This is a genomic window from Solicola gregarius, assembly GCF_025790165.1.
Lineage (GTDB): Bacteria > Actinomycetota > Actinomycetes > Propionibacteriales > Nocardioidaceae > Solicola > Solicola gregarius.
Genome location: NZ_CP094970.1, coordinates 183,866 through 196,664 on the forward strand (window position 1 = coordinate 183,866; position 12,799 = coordinate 196,664).

The 12,799-nt window shown below is 68.2% G+C and carries 16 protein-coding genes and 1 tRNA gene; 8 read left to right on the plus strand and 9 right to left on the minus strand.

Going from position 1 to position 12,799, the window contains the following annotated elements:
* Positions 1–14: 14 nt before the first annotated feature.
* On the minus strand, positions 15–779 hold the full coding sequence (locus L0C25_RS00915) for a class I SAM-dependent methyltransferase (protein WP_271634492.1): 765 nt from the start codon (positions 777–779) through the stop codon (positions 15–17).
* 142 nt (positions 780–921) lie between these two features.
* Between L0C25_RS00915 and L0C25_RS00920 the strand changes: the two genes are divergently transcribed.
* The 4 genes from L0C25_RS00920 (at position 922) to L0C25_RS00935 (ending at position 3,791) form a co-directional block, all read left to right on the plus strand.
* Entirely contained in the window at positions 922–1,575 is a 654-nt protein-coding gene (locus L0C25_RS00920) for a TlpA family protein disulfide reductase (RefSeq protein ID WP_271634493.1), read from the plus strand.
* Positions 1,572–2,387: a cytochrome c biogenesis CcdA family protein gene (locus L0C25_RS00925; RefSeq protein WP_271634494.1), complete on the plus strand. Its 816-nt coding sequence runs from the start codon at positions 1,572–1,574 to the stop codon at positions 2,385–2,387. The genes L0C25_RS00920 and L0C25_RS00925 overlap by 4 nt, the downstream gene beginning before the upstream one ends.
* 76 nt (positions 2,388–2,463) lie before the next feature.
* A complete protein-coding gene (locus L0C25_RS00930; RefSeq protein ID WP_271634495.1) occupies positions 2,464–2,832 on the plus strand; it encodes a BlaI/MecI/CopY family transcriptional regulator in 369 nt (122 codons plus the stop codon).
* Positions 2,829–3,791 (plus strand): M56 family metallopeptidase, encoded by a 963-nt coding sequence (locus tag L0C25_RS00935; protein WP_271634496.1) that lies wholly within the window; start codon positions 2,829–2,831, stop codon positions 3,789–3,791. The genes L0C25_RS00930 and L0C25_RS00935 overlap by 4 nt, the downstream gene beginning before the upstream one ends.
* A 3-nt stretch (positions 3,792–3,794) precedes the next feature.
* On the opposite strand, the gene L0C25_RS00940 is transcribed toward L0C25_RS00935, so the two are convergent.
* From L0C25_RS00940 to L0C25_RS00950, 3 genes are all read right to left on the minus strand, one after another.
* The gene (locus tag L0C25_RS00940) at positions 3,795–4,517 is read right to left on the minus strand and encodes a hypothetical protein (RefSeq protein WP_271634497.1); all 723 of its coding nucleotides are present in this window, start codon (positions 4,515–4,517) and stop codon (positions 3,795–3,797) included.
* Positions 4,517–4,720: a hypothetical protein gene (locus L0C25_RS00945; RefSeq protein ID WP_271634498.1), complete on the minus strand. Its 204-nt coding sequence runs from the start codon at positions 4,718–4,720 to the stop codon at positions 4,517–4,519. Before L0C25_RS00945 ends, L0C25_RS00940 begins: the two co-directional genes overlap by 1 nt.
* Before the next feature lie 100 nt (positions 4,721–4,820).
* Positions 4,821–5,492 carry an SCO family protein gene (locus tag L0C25_RS00950; protein ID WP_271634499.1) on the minus strand — a complete coding sequence of 224 codons (672 nt, stop codon included), beginning with the start codon at positions 5,490–5,492 and terminating at the stop codon, positions 4,821–4,823.
* Between the two features lie 135 nt (positions 5,493–5,627).
* Between L0C25_RS00950 and L0C25_RS00955 the strand changes: the two genes are divergently transcribed.
* Positions 5,628–6,350, plus strand: coding sequence for a DsbA family protein (locus tag L0C25_RS00955; RefSeq protein WP_271634500.1), 723 nt, complete (start codon positions 5,628–5,630; stop codon positions 6,348–6,350).
* A gap of 35 nt (positions 6,351–6,385) precedes the next feature.
* Here L0C25_RS00955 and L0C25_RS00960 read toward each other — a convergent pair whose 3' ends face one another.
* From L0C25_RS00960 to L0C25_RS00980, 5 genes are all read right to left on the minus strand, one after another.
* Positions 6,386–7,003 carry a methyltransferase family protein gene (locus tag L0C25_RS00960; protein ID WP_271634501.1) on the minus strand — a complete coding sequence of 206 codons (618 nt, stop codon included), beginning with the start codon at positions 7,001–7,003 and terminating at the stop codon, positions 6,386–6,388.
* The gene (locus L0C25_RS00965; RefSeq protein ID WP_271634502.1) at positions 7,000–7,743 is read right to left on the minus strand and encodes a cation diffusion facilitator family transporter; all 744 of its coding nucleotides are present in this window, start codon (positions 7,741–7,743) and stop codon (positions 7,000–7,002) included. Before L0C25_RS00965 ends, L0C25_RS00960 begins: the two co-directional genes overlap by 4 nt.
* A complete protein-coding gene (locus L0C25_RS00970; protein WP_271634503.1) occupies positions 7,740–8,120 on the minus strand; it encodes an ArsR/SmtB family transcription factor in 381 nt (126 codons plus the stop codon). The genes L0C25_RS00965 and L0C25_RS00970 overlap by 4 nt, the downstream gene beginning before the upstream one ends.
* Before the next feature lie 270 nt (positions 8,121–8,390).
* Complete coding sequence (locus tag L0C25_RS00975; RefSeq protein WP_271634504.1) at positions 8,391–8,678, minus strand: hypothetical protein; 288 nt, start codon at positions 8,676–8,678, stop codon at positions 8,391–8,393.
* Positions 8,679–9,113: 435 nt separating this feature from the next.
* Positions 9,114–9,186: transfer RNA gene (locus L0C25_RS00980), tRNA-Asn, on the minus strand.
* 132 nt (positions 9,187–9,318) lie between these two features.
* Here L0C25_RS00980 and L0C25_RS00985 point away from each other — a divergent pair.
* From L0C25_RS00985 to L0C25_RS00995, 3 genes are all read left to right on the plus strand, one after another.
* Complete coding sequence (locus tag L0C25_RS00985; RefSeq protein WP_271634505.1) at positions 9,319–10,908, plus strand: HD domain-containing phosphohydrolase; 1,590 nt, start codon at positions 9,319–9,321, stop codon at positions 10,906–10,908.
* 83 nt (positions 10,909–10,991) lie between these two features.
* Complete coding sequence (locus L0C25_RS00990; RefSeq protein ID WP_271634506.1) at positions 10,992–11,702, plus strand: hypothetical protein; 711 nt, start codon at positions 10,992–10,994, stop codon at positions 11,700–11,702.
* A gap of 12 nt (positions 11,703–11,714) precedes the next feature.
* The gene (locus L0C25_RS00995) at positions 11,715–12,794 is read left to right on the plus strand and encodes a class I SAM-dependent methyltransferase (protein WP_271634507.1); all 1,080 of its coding nucleotides are present in this window, start codon (positions 11,715–11,717) and stop codon (positions 12,792–12,794) included.
* Positions 12,795–12,799: the final 5 nt, after the last annotated feature.

Sequence of the window (12,799 nt, forward strand, 5' to 3'; positions counted from 1 at the left end):
TGCCCAGGTCGGCATCACCGGAGGGCCCTGTGACAATCAGGCATTGGCCAATGCGGCGTTGGGGCGTCGCATGCGCGGGTCTCGTCGCGTCGGCGATGGTCATTGGCATCCCAACCGGAATCGTGCGGGCAGCTCGGTTTGTGGGCGGTGATGCGTTCGACGATGCCGAGTTTGTCTCGTTGGCGGCGTTCGATGGTGAAGCCGGTGTCGGTGACGATCGGGAGGGGCCGTCGGGTTTGGTGGTCGCCGGCGAGGCGGATGGTGAGCTTTTCGAAGGCGCGTTGAACGCCGCGCGCGATCGGGTTGGTGCTGATGACGTGGTCGGCGAGTAGGAGGGGTCCGCCGGGTCGTAGGACGCGGTGCATCTCGGCGATCGCTTTGCGCATGTCGGTGATGTTGCAGAGGGAGAAGACGCAGACGACGGTGTCGAACGATTCGTCTGGGTAGGGCAGCTGGTGGGCGTCGCCCTCCTTGAGAGTGACGGTTCTTCCGATGTGGCTGGCAGCGTCCTTGGCGATGGCGAGCATTTCGGGGCTGAGGTCCAGGCCGGTCAGGCGTATGTCGGGCGGGTAGAACGGGAGGTCGCGGCCGGTGCCGATCGCGACCTCGAGCACGTCGCCGCTGGCTTGGGCGCAGACCCAGGCGCGCGCGTCGCCGAACAGGACGCGTTCCCAGAAGGCCATCTGGCGGTCGTAGCGTTTGGCTTCCTTCGCCCAGATTCGGCGTTGCTTGTCGACGGCCGCGGCAAGTGCCGGGTCGTTGATGTCGTCCGGTGCCATGCGCCACTCCTGCCGGGTGTGTTCGTGTGGACCCTGCCAGACGGCAATCTACTATGACCTATAGTAGATTGTGATGTTCCGCCCGCTCCCAAGTGCGGCGGGCACGTTGAGCGTTCGCGAGAGTCAGTAGGGGTTGCACGACGTGAGCCGAGATACCGACCGACCCTCGCGCCGCCAGCGGTGGGTGTTGGTCGCGATGGTCGTCGCTGGCATTGCGGTCGCGGCTGTTGCGTGGCCGGGCCTGTGGCGCGGCACGTCGCAGGAGTCCTCGAGTTCGGCCTCGGATCTGCCGGAGGCGGGGCTGGCGTGGTACGAGCCCGACGAGCGGGACAGCGTCCCGGACGTGGAGGGTTCGACGCTCGGGGGCGAGCGGTTGGCGCTGGCGGATCTGCGCGGCCACATCGTGGTGGTCAACGTGTGGGGGTCGTGGTGCGCGCCGTGTCGTGAGGAGGCGCCCGACCTTGCCCGGCTTGCGCGTGAGACGCGCGCCGAGGGGGTGCGGTTCGTGGGACTCGACACGCGGGACAACAAGGCCGCTGCGCGCGCGTTCGTCGACAAGTACAAGATCCCGTATCCGAGCTTGTACGACCCGGACGGTTCGTTGATGGTGGCGTTCAACGGCGTGATACCGATCAATGCGGTGCCGAGCACGCTGGTCGTCGACCCCGACGGCGGTGTCGCGGCCCGGGTCGTCGGGAAGGTCACGTATGCGACGCTGCGGGGTCTGGTCGACGACGTCCAGGCCGAGTCGGGCGGCGGGCGCGGCGGTGTCGACGGGCGGCGAGGTTCGGCGTGATCGCCGCGTTCGATCCTGGTGAGGCGGTCACGTACGGGCCGCTGCTGGTCGCGGTTCCGGTGGCGGTGGCGGCGGGGCTGGTGTCGTTTCTGAGTCCGTGTTGTCTGCCGCTGGTGCCCGGCTATCTCGCCTATGTCACCGGCACTGCGGGCGCCGAGGGCCGCGAGTCCGACCCTGCTCCCGAGGCGTCGGGAGGCGCGGCGACGGCGTTGCGCAGCGGCGTGGTCGGCAGTCGTACCGTCATCGGCACGTTGCTGTTCGTGCTCGGGTTCGCGGCGGTGTTCACCAGCTACGGGGCTGCGTTCGGCGCGATCGGTTCGGTGCTGCTCGAGCATCAGACGTTGATCACCCGAGTGCTGGGTGTGTTCACGATCGTGCTCGGGCTGCTGTTCATCGGCTGGCTTGACCGGGTGCCGTTGCTGAATCGCACGGCGCGCCTCGATGTGCAGCCAAGGATCGGTGTCGCGGGGGCACCTCTGCTGGGCGTGATGTTCGGGATCGGCTGGACGCCGTGTATCGGGCCGACCCTGGCGGCGGTGCTGGCGATGTCGACCACGGCCGGCGGCGCGGGTCGCGGGGCCGCGTTGTCGTTCGCGTACAGCCTGGGGCTGGGGATCCCGTTCCTGCTCGCGGCGCTCGGTGTGCGCCGTGTGGTCGGTGTCTTCGCCGTGGCGCGGCGTCATGCGCGGGCGATCATGCGGTTCGGTGGTGCGCTGCTCATCGTCGTCGGTGTCGTGCAGGTCACCGGCCTGTGGGCGGCGATGATGGTCCGGCTTCAGGTCCTGATCAACGGCTGGCAGCCGCCGCTGTGACCGGGCCACTGTGTGTAGGCGGTGGGCGGGCGGCCGGCGGTGTCTATCGTGTCCGTGAGCGTCAGGGAGGTCAGCGATGAGGCAATTCGGCGAACTGGAGGCCGTGGTCATGGACCGCCTGTGGTCTCGGGCTGAGCCGGCGACGGTCCGCGAGATCCGCACCGACGTGAACGAGGAGCGTCCGGTCGCGTATACGACGGTGATGACGGTGATGGACAACCTGCACCGCAAGGGGTTCCTGGACCGGGAGAAGGCCGGTCGCGCGTGGCGGTACCGTCCGGTCAAGACCCGCGAGGAGTACACCGCGGACTTGATGCGCGAGGTGCTGGACTCCGGCGCCGACCGTGACGCCACGCTGGTGCACTTCCTGGGCTCGATGAGTCACACCGAGGTCGGGGACCTGAAGGCGATGCTCGAGCGCGCTACTCGGCGGCAGAAGCCATGAACGCCGTCCTCGGCCTCCTGGTCTTCGCCGTCGCCGCGTCGACCGTCGCGGTTGCGGCACTACGTCGCGCGGCGTGGACGCACCGCGCCCCGCGACTCGCGATCGCCATGTGGCAGGCCCTGTCCGCGTCGATGCTCGCGTCGCTGATCCTCGCCGGCGCAGCCATGGCCGTACCCGCCCTTCCGTTGACCACCGACGCCGCTGAACTGCTCCACACCTGCGCGATGACACTGCGCGCGATGTACACCAGCCCCGGCGGCGCGGCCGCGGCGATCGTCGCAGGCGCCGTGACGATCGGGCTGACCGCAAGGGTGACCTACTGCCTGGTCGACGAGCTCCTGCGGGCACGCTCCCAGCGTCGCCGCCAGGAGCAGACCCTTGCGCTGGTCGCCCACGACGACCACCGACTCGGGGTCACGATCGTCGACCACCCGGACGTGGCCGCGTACTGCATGCCCGGTCGCCGGCGGCGGGTCGTGCTCACCAGCGCCGCGGTCGACGCGCTCGACACCTCGCAGCGTTCGGCGATCGTCGCGCACGAGCTTGCACACCTGCGCGCCCGGCACCACCTCGTCATCGCCGCGGCGCGGGCCCTGCACCGGGCGGTACCGGTGCCGCCACTACGCGTCGCCGCGTCCGAGGTCATCGCGCTTGTGGAGATGGCGGCAGACGACGCTGCGGCCGCACGCCATGACCGCTTCACCGTGGCAGGTGCGCTGGTGCGGATGGCCGAGATGAAGGCCCCGGCCGGCGCGTTGGGCGCGGCAGGCAGCGCCACATCGCTGGCTCGCCGCGTCAACCGACTTGTCGATGATCCGGCACGGATGCGGCCGCTCACGAGGGGGGCCGTGCTGCTCGTCCTAGCCGGTGTCCTGCTCGTGCCGTTGGCGCTTGCCGCGTCACCCGCGTATGCCGCGACCGCGATCGACTACTGCCCGGTCATGGTCACGCCGGCCTAGCGGTCACAGGTCGCCGAACTCGTAGCTGTCGGGAATCTCCACGTCCGCATCGGGCGGTCCGAACACCATGCTGATTTGCTGATGCGGCTCGAGGCGCAACAGGCGCGGATCCCCGTCGATCTTGTCGCCGTTCACGTAGACCGCCAGATCCTTGCCGTCGCCGGCGTTCAGCGCGCCGAGGCGGTCGGGTCCGAGCTTGACGTTCCACTCGGTGAACAGCTGCCCGAGCGTGAACGGCTGCCCTTCCGTGTCGGCCTCGACGTGGATGATCCCGTCGCCCTCGTGGGTGTGCAGCGCCGCCATCGCACCGCTGGCCGGGTCCACGCCGAGGTTCGCCGGGACGGGTATCGATTCGCCGTCGACGATCACGTCGAGGTGCGCATGGTAGTGCTCCGCGGTCCCCATCGGCCCCAGATCCATGCCCGCCGCCTCGACACGGGTGCTGACATCGGCCGGCGCGGGCCACGGCGGCGGGTTCGCGGCGCCCAGGCCGCTCACGTCCGCCAGGTCGCTCGCGCTCGACGGGCCAGACCCGTCGGATTCGTCCTGGCCGCTGACCGCCACCACCAACAGCCCGACGAGGACCACGGCGATCACCGCGACCCCGGAGCCGAACACGATGCTGCGGCGCCGCTGCTCGGCCTCCGCCCGGCGACGAAGGGCTTCCGCCTTGTCGCGCCGCGCCTGTCGCGCGTTCTTCGCCGCCGCCGACTTCGCCTTGCCCATCAACCGGCCGACCTCGAACGACCCGCGGCGCGTCGATCGTCGCTGCCGGCGCGCAACCGCGCCACCTCGGCCCGCAGCGCGGCCACCTCCGATGCGGTACCCGACTCGCCTCCGGTGTGTTTGCCGCGCATCATCAGCCACATCATCGTGCCCATCCCGACCGGACAGGCAAGCAAAGCGAGCGCGTAGAACAGTTCGGTCATCACCGGGTCCTCTCCCAGAGCACGGGCGCAGCCGCCCACACCCGCCTATCTACTAAGTTCGATAGTAGTTTGTCGGGGCGGTTGGACAAAGCCCCACGTCTCAGCCGGCGACTCGGGTGAGGTCATCGGCGTACTGGTCGACAGTGGTGCCGCCGGTGTAGATCAGGGTCCGGCTGCCCGGGCCGAACAGGTACACGGTGCCGCTGTGATCCACCCCGTAATCACCACCCCCTGCACCGTCGCCATGACTACTCTTGTGCTCGTGGCCGGGGGGATGCTCGATCGGTGTCTGCGGGTTGCGGTTGATCATGGACTCGGGAAGATGCAGTTGCTCGAGAACGGCCGTGGTGCGCTTCGGGCCGCCGATCAGGCCGACGAAGTCCTTGTCGTAGCGATCGAGCCAACGGCGCAGCACGCGCGGCGTGTCGCGCGCCGGGTCCTCGGTCACGAATACCACCGTGACCTTGTCTCGTACCGCAGGCTCCAGCTGCCGGTACGCCGCGCCGAGGTCGGCCATCGTCGTCGGGCACACATCCGGGCAATGGGTATAGCCGAAGAACACCGCCGTCGCCTCCCCCGACGGCCGGCGGGCAAGGTCGAACCACCGACCGGACGTCGTCCGCAACCGCAGGCGTGGCCGCGGCTGATCGGTCAGCAGCGTGCCGTAGTAAGCCTCTGCCGCCGCACGCGTCAACGTTGACTCGGGCTCGTCGTCGTCCGAGCGCTCGGGCGGTGTGAATCCGCATCCGCCCACGACCAGCGTCGCCGTCATGGCCAGGGCAACAAGAGGACGTCTCGGGCGGAATCGCAGCAACACCACCGATCTACTATCCCGTATAGTAGCGCGAGTCTCAATCCGTGCCCCCGTGATATCGCCCGATCAACGCCCGTCCCGAGGAGGACCTACGTGCCCGGATCGAACACCGATGAAGACCCAACGAGCTCTGGTAGTGCGCCCGCGCGCAGCGTGGTGCGCCGGCCGAACGTTCTCGCTGCCCTGACCGTCGCGGTCTTCGCGGTCGTGCTCGGCGCGTTCATCGTCGTCAATCAGGTCACTGACGACGATCCCGCAGTCGCGGCCGGATCCGCCGGTGTGCCCGAGGAGGGGCATGTCCTCGGCGAACCGGGCGACACGGGTGTCACGTTGGTCGAGTTCCTCGACTTCGAGTGCGAAGCCTGCCGCGCGGCGTTTCCATTCGTCGAGGATCTGCGTGAGAAGTACGCCGGCGAGGTCACCTTCGTCGCCCGGCACTTCCCGATCCCGTCGCACACCAACTCGACTCACTCGGCGGCGGCGGTCGATGCGGCGGGTGAGCAGGGCAAGTTCGAGGCGATGTACAAGAAGATGTACGACACCCAGCCTGTGTGGGGCGAGCAACAGAAATCAAACGCCGCCCTGTTCCGCAAGTTCGCCGAGCAGATGGGCCTGGACATGGAACGCTATGACGACGACGTCGCCTCTGAGAAGATCCTCGACCACATCGCCGAAGACCAGCAAGACGGCGTCGGGCTCGGGGTCGAGGGAACCCCGACGTTCTTCCTCAACGGTGAACTGATCCAGCCCACCAGCACCACCGACTTCACCGACGCCATCGACGACGCGCTCGCCGAAGCCGAGCAGCAGAAGTAGCTGGCGACCAGTCCCTGCGGGGAGGGCTGTCCCGGTCAGCGACCGGTCGGCTGTGTGGACGGCAGTCGGCCGATGCCTGGTACGAATCGGCCGACTCGGGACGCGTAGGCGGCGTACATGGGATGGGTCCGTTGGAGGTAGGGCTCTTCCACGATCCGGACCTGCAGCTGTACCGCGACCACCAACGCGGCCAACGCCGCCACCCCGACAACGTTGGGAGCGACGATCACCGCGCCGGCCTGGGCGGCGACCATCGCCGTGAAGATCGGGTTCCGTACCAACCCGAACAGCCCCGAGGTGACCAGGTCGGTGTGTTCGTCGGGGTCGACGCCGATCCGCCACGCGTCGCCCATCCCGTCCTGCGCGACGATCAGCACCACCAGCCCGGCTGCTTCAACCGCCAGGCCCACAACTGCTACGGTCTTGGGCGGCTCGGCCACCGGACCGACAGAGCTAGCCGCAAGTACCAGGCCGGCGATCCCGGCAAGCAGCGCCACGACGAACAACCCGGCCGCGATCCGCTCCACCACGCTGGCGTCGCGGCGGATGCCCGCCCAGCCGGTCGACCCCGTACGTGCGTACTGCGCGAAGGAGCGATACCCGAACGCCAGCACCAGCCCGGCACCGTAGATGCCCAGCGCGATCTGAATCATCGCTGACCGCCGTTCTCGCCGGCACAGCACGCGTCGGTGCAGCCCGGCCCACATTCACACCCGTCATCGGTGCCGTCACCGGCCACGCCGGCGGGGGCGCAGCAGCCCTCGCCGCGCCACGCCTCGAGGCCTTCGCGGCCGGCGACGCCGGCGATCACCAACCCGGCGATCGGGTCGGCCCAGCCCCAGCCGAGGGTGGAGTTCAGCACCAGCCCGGCCAGCAGCACCGCCGAGAGGTAGGTGCAGAGCAGGGTCTGGGTGCCGTCGGCGACCACCGCGTTCGAACCCAGCTGCTTGCCCGTGCGGCGTTGCGCCCAGGAGATGAACGGCATGATCACCAGCGACGCGATCGCCAGCCCGATCCCCACCGGCGAATGCTCCGGATCCGAGCCCGTCACCAAGGTGCGGGCCGACTCGAACCCGACATAGGCGGCCAGCGCGAAGAACGACACGGCGAGCATGCGCAGCGCCGTCTGTTCGCGCGACTCGGGCATCCGGTGGCTGAACTGCCACAGAATGATCAGCCCGCTCGACACCTCGACCGCCGAGTCCAGCCCGAACCCGACCAGTGCCACCGATCCGGCCGCCAGCCCGGCGGAGATGGCGACGACCGCCTCGACCACGTTGTAGGTTACCGACGTCGCCGCCAGCAGCCGCGCCCGCCGTCCCAACCGGCGCCGCGTCTCCGGATCGGGCGCCCACGACGACCCGGCCACGTTGATCGACTCGCCGGCACTCACGACGCCTCCCCCTCGGTGCCGTAGACCGGGCACAGCACGACCGCATCACCGGTCAGCCGCAGCAGATCCTCGGCCGCAGCAAGCAGCCGCATCGTCGCGTCCGGATGCGTCAGACGGAACACCGACGCCCGCCCCACCGGCCGCGACTCCACCAGCCCACAATCACGCAGACACGCCAGATGCTTCGACACCGTCGACTGCGCCAACCCCAGGCGGCCCGTCAGCTCGACCACGCGGTGCTCACCGAGCGCCAGATGCCGCACGATCGCCAACCGCGACGCGTCGCTGAACCCGTGGAACAGACACCGCGCCGCCTCCAACGCAGCGGTCTCATCCACCCAACCGTCCTTAGCGTCACCCGGCTCTAACATCGTCATAAGACGATGATATGCCGAACAGGTCGCAGGAAGTCAACCATCACAAACGGGCCCCTACACGCTGAGGCCTCGATATCCGTGAGCGAACAACGGAGACCGGCGAGCTGGCGGCGCAGCCGAGCCCTCGGCTCTGGCCGCAATGCTGAACACCGCGGTCACCGGGCGATCCACCTGATGGTAATGACCGGACGCCCGAGCTTGGACCCCGAACTCATCATCGACGTCATCTTGCGGCCGTACGCCATGAGCGCGGCACCAATGTAACGGGGCTCAGATCAGTCCTTCGGCGCGCAGCTGTCGGAACCGGCGCTGCTGACCGATCGAGCCGTGCTTGGAAACGATCTCGTCGATCGGCAGGTCCGTGGCTGTCGCCTCCTCGTACATCCGGGACTGATGTCCGCGGGAGCCGCCCAGCATTTCAATGATCTGGAACCTTCGATCGACGAAGTCGATCTCAAGAAGCGAGCCGTCGGCGTCGTAGACGGGCTCGGGGGCATAGTCGATGTCAGGGCACCAGTCGTCGGCGTACCCAAGCTTGGCGAGGTCGCCAGCGCGCATGTCACATCTCCTTCGGTTTCGGGGCCGGCCACTGAGGTTCGACGGCACGAGAAGCCCCTCTCGAAAAGACCACCCGGCCCGGCTCCGCCCGGGCGCCATTCCATTCTCGCTCATCACGAGGACAAAATGGGGGTCCTGCAGCCGAGCAACATCTCTTGCAACGAGTCCAGCACTGCCACCGTGAGACCAGACTTCTTGGAACGCCGTCTGGGTCTCAAGACCGTTGATGGCCGCCGATGCAGTGCCCGTCACAGATGTCCGGATCATGTTTTTGCGACCAGAACCGTATGCGCCTTCGGGTCAATGAAGGTCACTTGTAGTCATCGACGTTGGAGTGTGACCTGGGAAGACGGGATCTAGAACGTAGCAACACGTTTCAGCTGGTGTTGAAATACCCCTCTGCCTGGCGTTTTGCCTGGTCAGAGGCCCCCTCTGCTCCCCCGACTGGACTCGAACCAGTAACCTGCCGGTTAACAGCCGGCTGCTCTGCCAATTGAGCTACAGGGGATCACGGCATCCCTCGATGCGTGCGAAGACAGCGTAGCAAGCACGCGACCGGATCGTGAAAACGGCTCCGGGGCGTCCCGCGAACTCTGTCGTTCTCCCCAGGATGCTCCTCCAAGCGCAGTAACGTCGAGCTGTGGCAGTCCCTTCCAGAGCGGACAGGTCCGTATCGGGCAGCCCGCCGACGCGCCGAGCCGAGTTGCTCGCCGCGCTCTCGCTGGCGATCGACCTCGGGCTCGGACAGCCGATGGAGCATATGCTGCGTGCATGCGTGCTCGGCACACGCATCGCGCAGCGGATCGAACTCGACCAAGCACAGCAGGATCGGGTCTTCTACGCCACGCTCGTGTCGTGGATCGGTTGTCACGCCGACTCCTACGACCTCGCGGGCGTGTTCGGCGACGACATCGGATTCCGCGCCGACACCTACGCGATCGACAAGCGGGGCGTGCCTCTGGTTCGCTTCATGGTGACCCACGCCGCAACCGACCCCCGCTGGACGGTACGCACGGCGCAGACGTTGGCCTTCCTGGCGACCGGGCGGAAGACATTGGACCGGATCATCCGCTCCCATTGCGTCTCCGCGGGAGTCCTCGCCACGCATGTCGGCACCGACGAGGAGGTCGCGGCCCTCCTCGCGTACGCCTTCGAACGATGGGACGGAGCCGGACTGCCGGACGGGGCGCGACACGACACGATCCCGATCGAAATGCGGATCGTCCACCTGTGCGACACGACCGAGGTCCACGTACGCGAGCGCGGGCGCGAGGCCGCGATCGAGATGCTGCGTGCCCGTCGGGGAACACAATTCGATCCCGACCTCGTCGACGCCGTCCTCTCCGATCCCGACGAACTGTTGGCCGGCGTGGTCGGGTCGGACGCGTGGGAGGCCGCGCTCGCGAACGCTCCGGCCGAGCGCCCCCTCAACGCGGGCGAACTGACCGACGCGCTGACCGCGATCGGTGACTTCGCCGACCTCAAATCGCCCTACACCGCCGGCCACTCACGCGCCGTGGCCTCGCTGGCGACGGACGCTGCCCGCGTCGCCGGTCTCGACCCGGAACACCATCGCAACCTTCTCCACGCCGGCCTCGTGCACGACCTGGGCCGACTCGGCGTCTCCAACGCGGTGTGGGACAAGCAATCGCCCCTCACGACGGCCGAGCTCGAACGAGTACGCCTGCACCCGTATCTCACCGAGCGCATCCTCAATCGCGTACCGGGCCTCGCCGCGATCGCACCCCTCGCCGGCGCGCATCACGAACGACTCGACGGCTCCGGCTATGCGAGGGGGCTGAAGGCGGCAGGCCTCGATCAGAGTTCACGCATCCTCGCGGCCGCCGACCGCTACCGGACGGCGACCGAGCCGCGGCCACACCGTTCGGCGCGTACGCCTGCCGAAGCGGCCGAGCTGCTTCGCGGCGACGTACGAGACCTTCGCCTCGATGGCCCGTCGGTCGAGGCGGTGCTCACGTCGGCGGGACATCGAGCACGGCGCCGGCACGCCTGGCCCGCCGGGCTGACCGACCGAGAGGTCGAAGTCCTGCGGCGGTTGATCCACGGCCTGTCGAATCGCCAGATCGCGACGGAGCTCTCGATCACGGAGAAGACGGCACGCAACCACCTCGAACACATCTACGCCAAGCTCGGCGTCGCGAACCGTACGAGCGCCAGCCTGTTCGCCGTCCAGCACGGGATCGTCGACAGTCCCGGCCACGGGAACTGAACCGGAGCCGAACCTGGGTCATCTGCCCCATGTGCTCACGGCTCTGCCGGTCGATGGTGGTGGTGCGACGTCAGGGAGGCGCCATGACACCACTAGCAGCCGTACAGCGTGAACGGGCCACGGCGACGCTGCCGACCACGGCGGGCGACCGCGTCGCCGGATATGGCGTCATGGGCATCCCGTTCGAGAGCGGCGAGTACCTCGCGCTGCGCGACTGGACGGATAGCTCCTTCGGCCCGCCCTATCGATCGATCTGGCATCGCGATGCCACAGGCGACTGGACGATCTACTCGGACGCCCCTCCGCAGCAGAGCTGCGTACGTTTCCTGGCGCCGGACGTCAGCCACGCTCGAACGACGACGATCGGCCTCGCCTGGTCCGACGATCACACCCTCGTCGCCGACGTCGAGGCCGCAGAGCTGTCCTGGACGATCACACTCGCCGGCGATCCCATGACTCGCATGCTGAGCGCTGTCGCACCTGCGATGCCGGCCTGGGTGTGGCGTTCCGACGCGGCGCTACGGATCATCGCGAGCTCGTCGGCCGCCATGTTGCGTACCGGTCGCCTACGGCTCGCCGGGACGATGCCGAACGGGCAGCGCTACCAGCTTGCTCCGATGCACCTGTGGACCGTCCGGCACTCCACCGCGTCGATCGGTCCACGCGATCTCGGCAAACCCCGGCCGCACCGGCCACAGGCCCGAATCGGCGACGTCACGCTGCCGCAACGGGGCGTGTTCTACACCGCAGCCACCGGACGCTTCTACGACAAGTCACGCACCACCAACCACTGAAGGAGCACCACCATGACCACCACCGCTGACACACCGCAGATCGACGAGGAACGCCTGATGAGCTTCGTCTTCCGAGCCGTCGACGAGCTCGGGGCATCCCTGAACGCCGCGCTCGTCTTGATGGGCGACCGCCTCGGCTACTACCGCACGATGGCGGACGGCCGCCCGGTCACACCGGCAGAGCTCGCCGAGCGAACGCACACCGATGTGCGTTACACCCGCGAGTGGCTCAACGCCCAGGCGGCCGGGCAATACATCGAGTACAGCCCGGAGACGGGCGGGTACACCCTGCCGGCCGAGCACGCGGTCGCCTTGGCCGACGAGAACAGCCCCGCATACCTACCGGGGTTCTTCCAGATCGTGAACGGCACGGTGAGCGACGCACCGCAGGTCATCGAGCGGGCCCGCACCGGCGACGGCCTCGGCTGGCACGCACATAATTCCGACGTGCACACCGGGTGCGAGCGCTTCTTCCGGCCGCAGTACAACGCCAACGTCGTTTCGTCGTGGCTTCCCGCGCTCGAGGGTGTCGTCGACAAGCTGACCGCCGGCGCCCGCGTCGCCGACGTCGGGTGCGGGCACGGTGCTTCGACGATCGTGATGGCGCAGGCGTTCGAGCGGTCGACCTTCGTCGGATCTGACTACCACGCGAAGTCCATTGCGACGGCCCGCACGCGTGCCGAGAATGCCGGCGTGTCCGATCGCATCACGTTCGAGCAGACCGACGCCCAGTCGCTCGCCGGCGGTCCGTATGACCTGGTGACGATGTTCGACTGCCTGCACGACATGGGCGACCCGATCAGCGCTGCCCGGCAGGTGCTGGACAACCTCGCCCACGACGGGACGTGGATGGTCGTCGAGCCCATCGCCGGCGACCACGTCGAGGACAACCTCAACCCGGTCGGACGCGCGTACTACGCCTTCTCCACGCTGTTGTGCACACCGGCGTCGCTGTCGCAGGACGGCCGTCTCGCCATCGGTACGCAGGCCGGCGAGGCGAGACTCACCGAGGTCCTCTCCGCGGCGGGATTCACGCGCATCCGCCGAGTCGCGGAGACACCGTTCAACATGGTGCTCGAGGTGCGGCCCTGACCAGA

Bases quoted from the DNA above. Each gene is read 5' to 3' on its own strand.
- L0C25_RS00915 (WP_271634492.1), bottom strand. From the start codon at position 779: ATGGCACCGGACGACATCAACGACCCGGCACTTGCCGCGGCCGTCGAC.
- L0C25_RS00930 (WP_271634495.1), top strand. From the start codon at position 2,464: ATGAGGCAATTCGGCGAACTGGAGGCCGTGGTCATGGACCGCCTGTGG.
- L0C25_RS00935 (WP_271634496.1), top strand. From the start codon at position 2,829: ATGAACGCCGTCCTCGGCCTCCTGGTCTTCGCCGTCGCCGCGTCGACC.
- L0C25_RS00940 (WP_271634497.1), bottom strand. From the start codon at position 4,517: ATGGGCAAGGCGAAGTCGGCGGCGGCGAAGAACGCGCGACAGGCGCGG.
- L0C25_RS00945 (WP_271634498.1), bottom strand. From the start codon at position 4,720: ATGACCGAACTGTTCTACGCGCTCGCTTTGCTTGCCTGTCCGGTCGGG.
- L0C25_RS00950 (WP_271634499.1), bottom strand. From the start codon at position 5,492: ATGACGGCGACGCTGGTCGTGGGCGGATGCGGATTCACACCGCCCGAG.
- L0C25_RS00960 (WP_271634501.1), bottom strand. From the start codon at position 7,003: ATGATTCAGATCGCGCTGGGCATCTACGGTGCCGGGCTGGTGCTGGCG.
- L0C25_RS00970 (WP_271634503.1), bottom strand. From the start codon at position 8,120: ATGACGATGTTAGAGCCGGGTGACGCTAAGGACGGTTGGGTGGATGAG.
- L0C25_RS00975 (WP_271634504.1), bottom strand. From the start codon at position 8,678: ATGCGCGCTGGCGACCTCGCCAAGCTTGGGTACGCCGACGACTGGTGC.
- L0C25_RS00990 (WP_271634506.1), top strand. From the start codon at position 10,992: ATGACACCACTAGCAGCCGTACAGCGTGAACGGGCCACGGCGACGCTG.
- L0C25_RS00995 (WP_271634507.1), top strand. From the start codon at position 11,715: ATGACCACCACCGCTGACACACCGCAGATCGACGAGGAACGCCTGATG.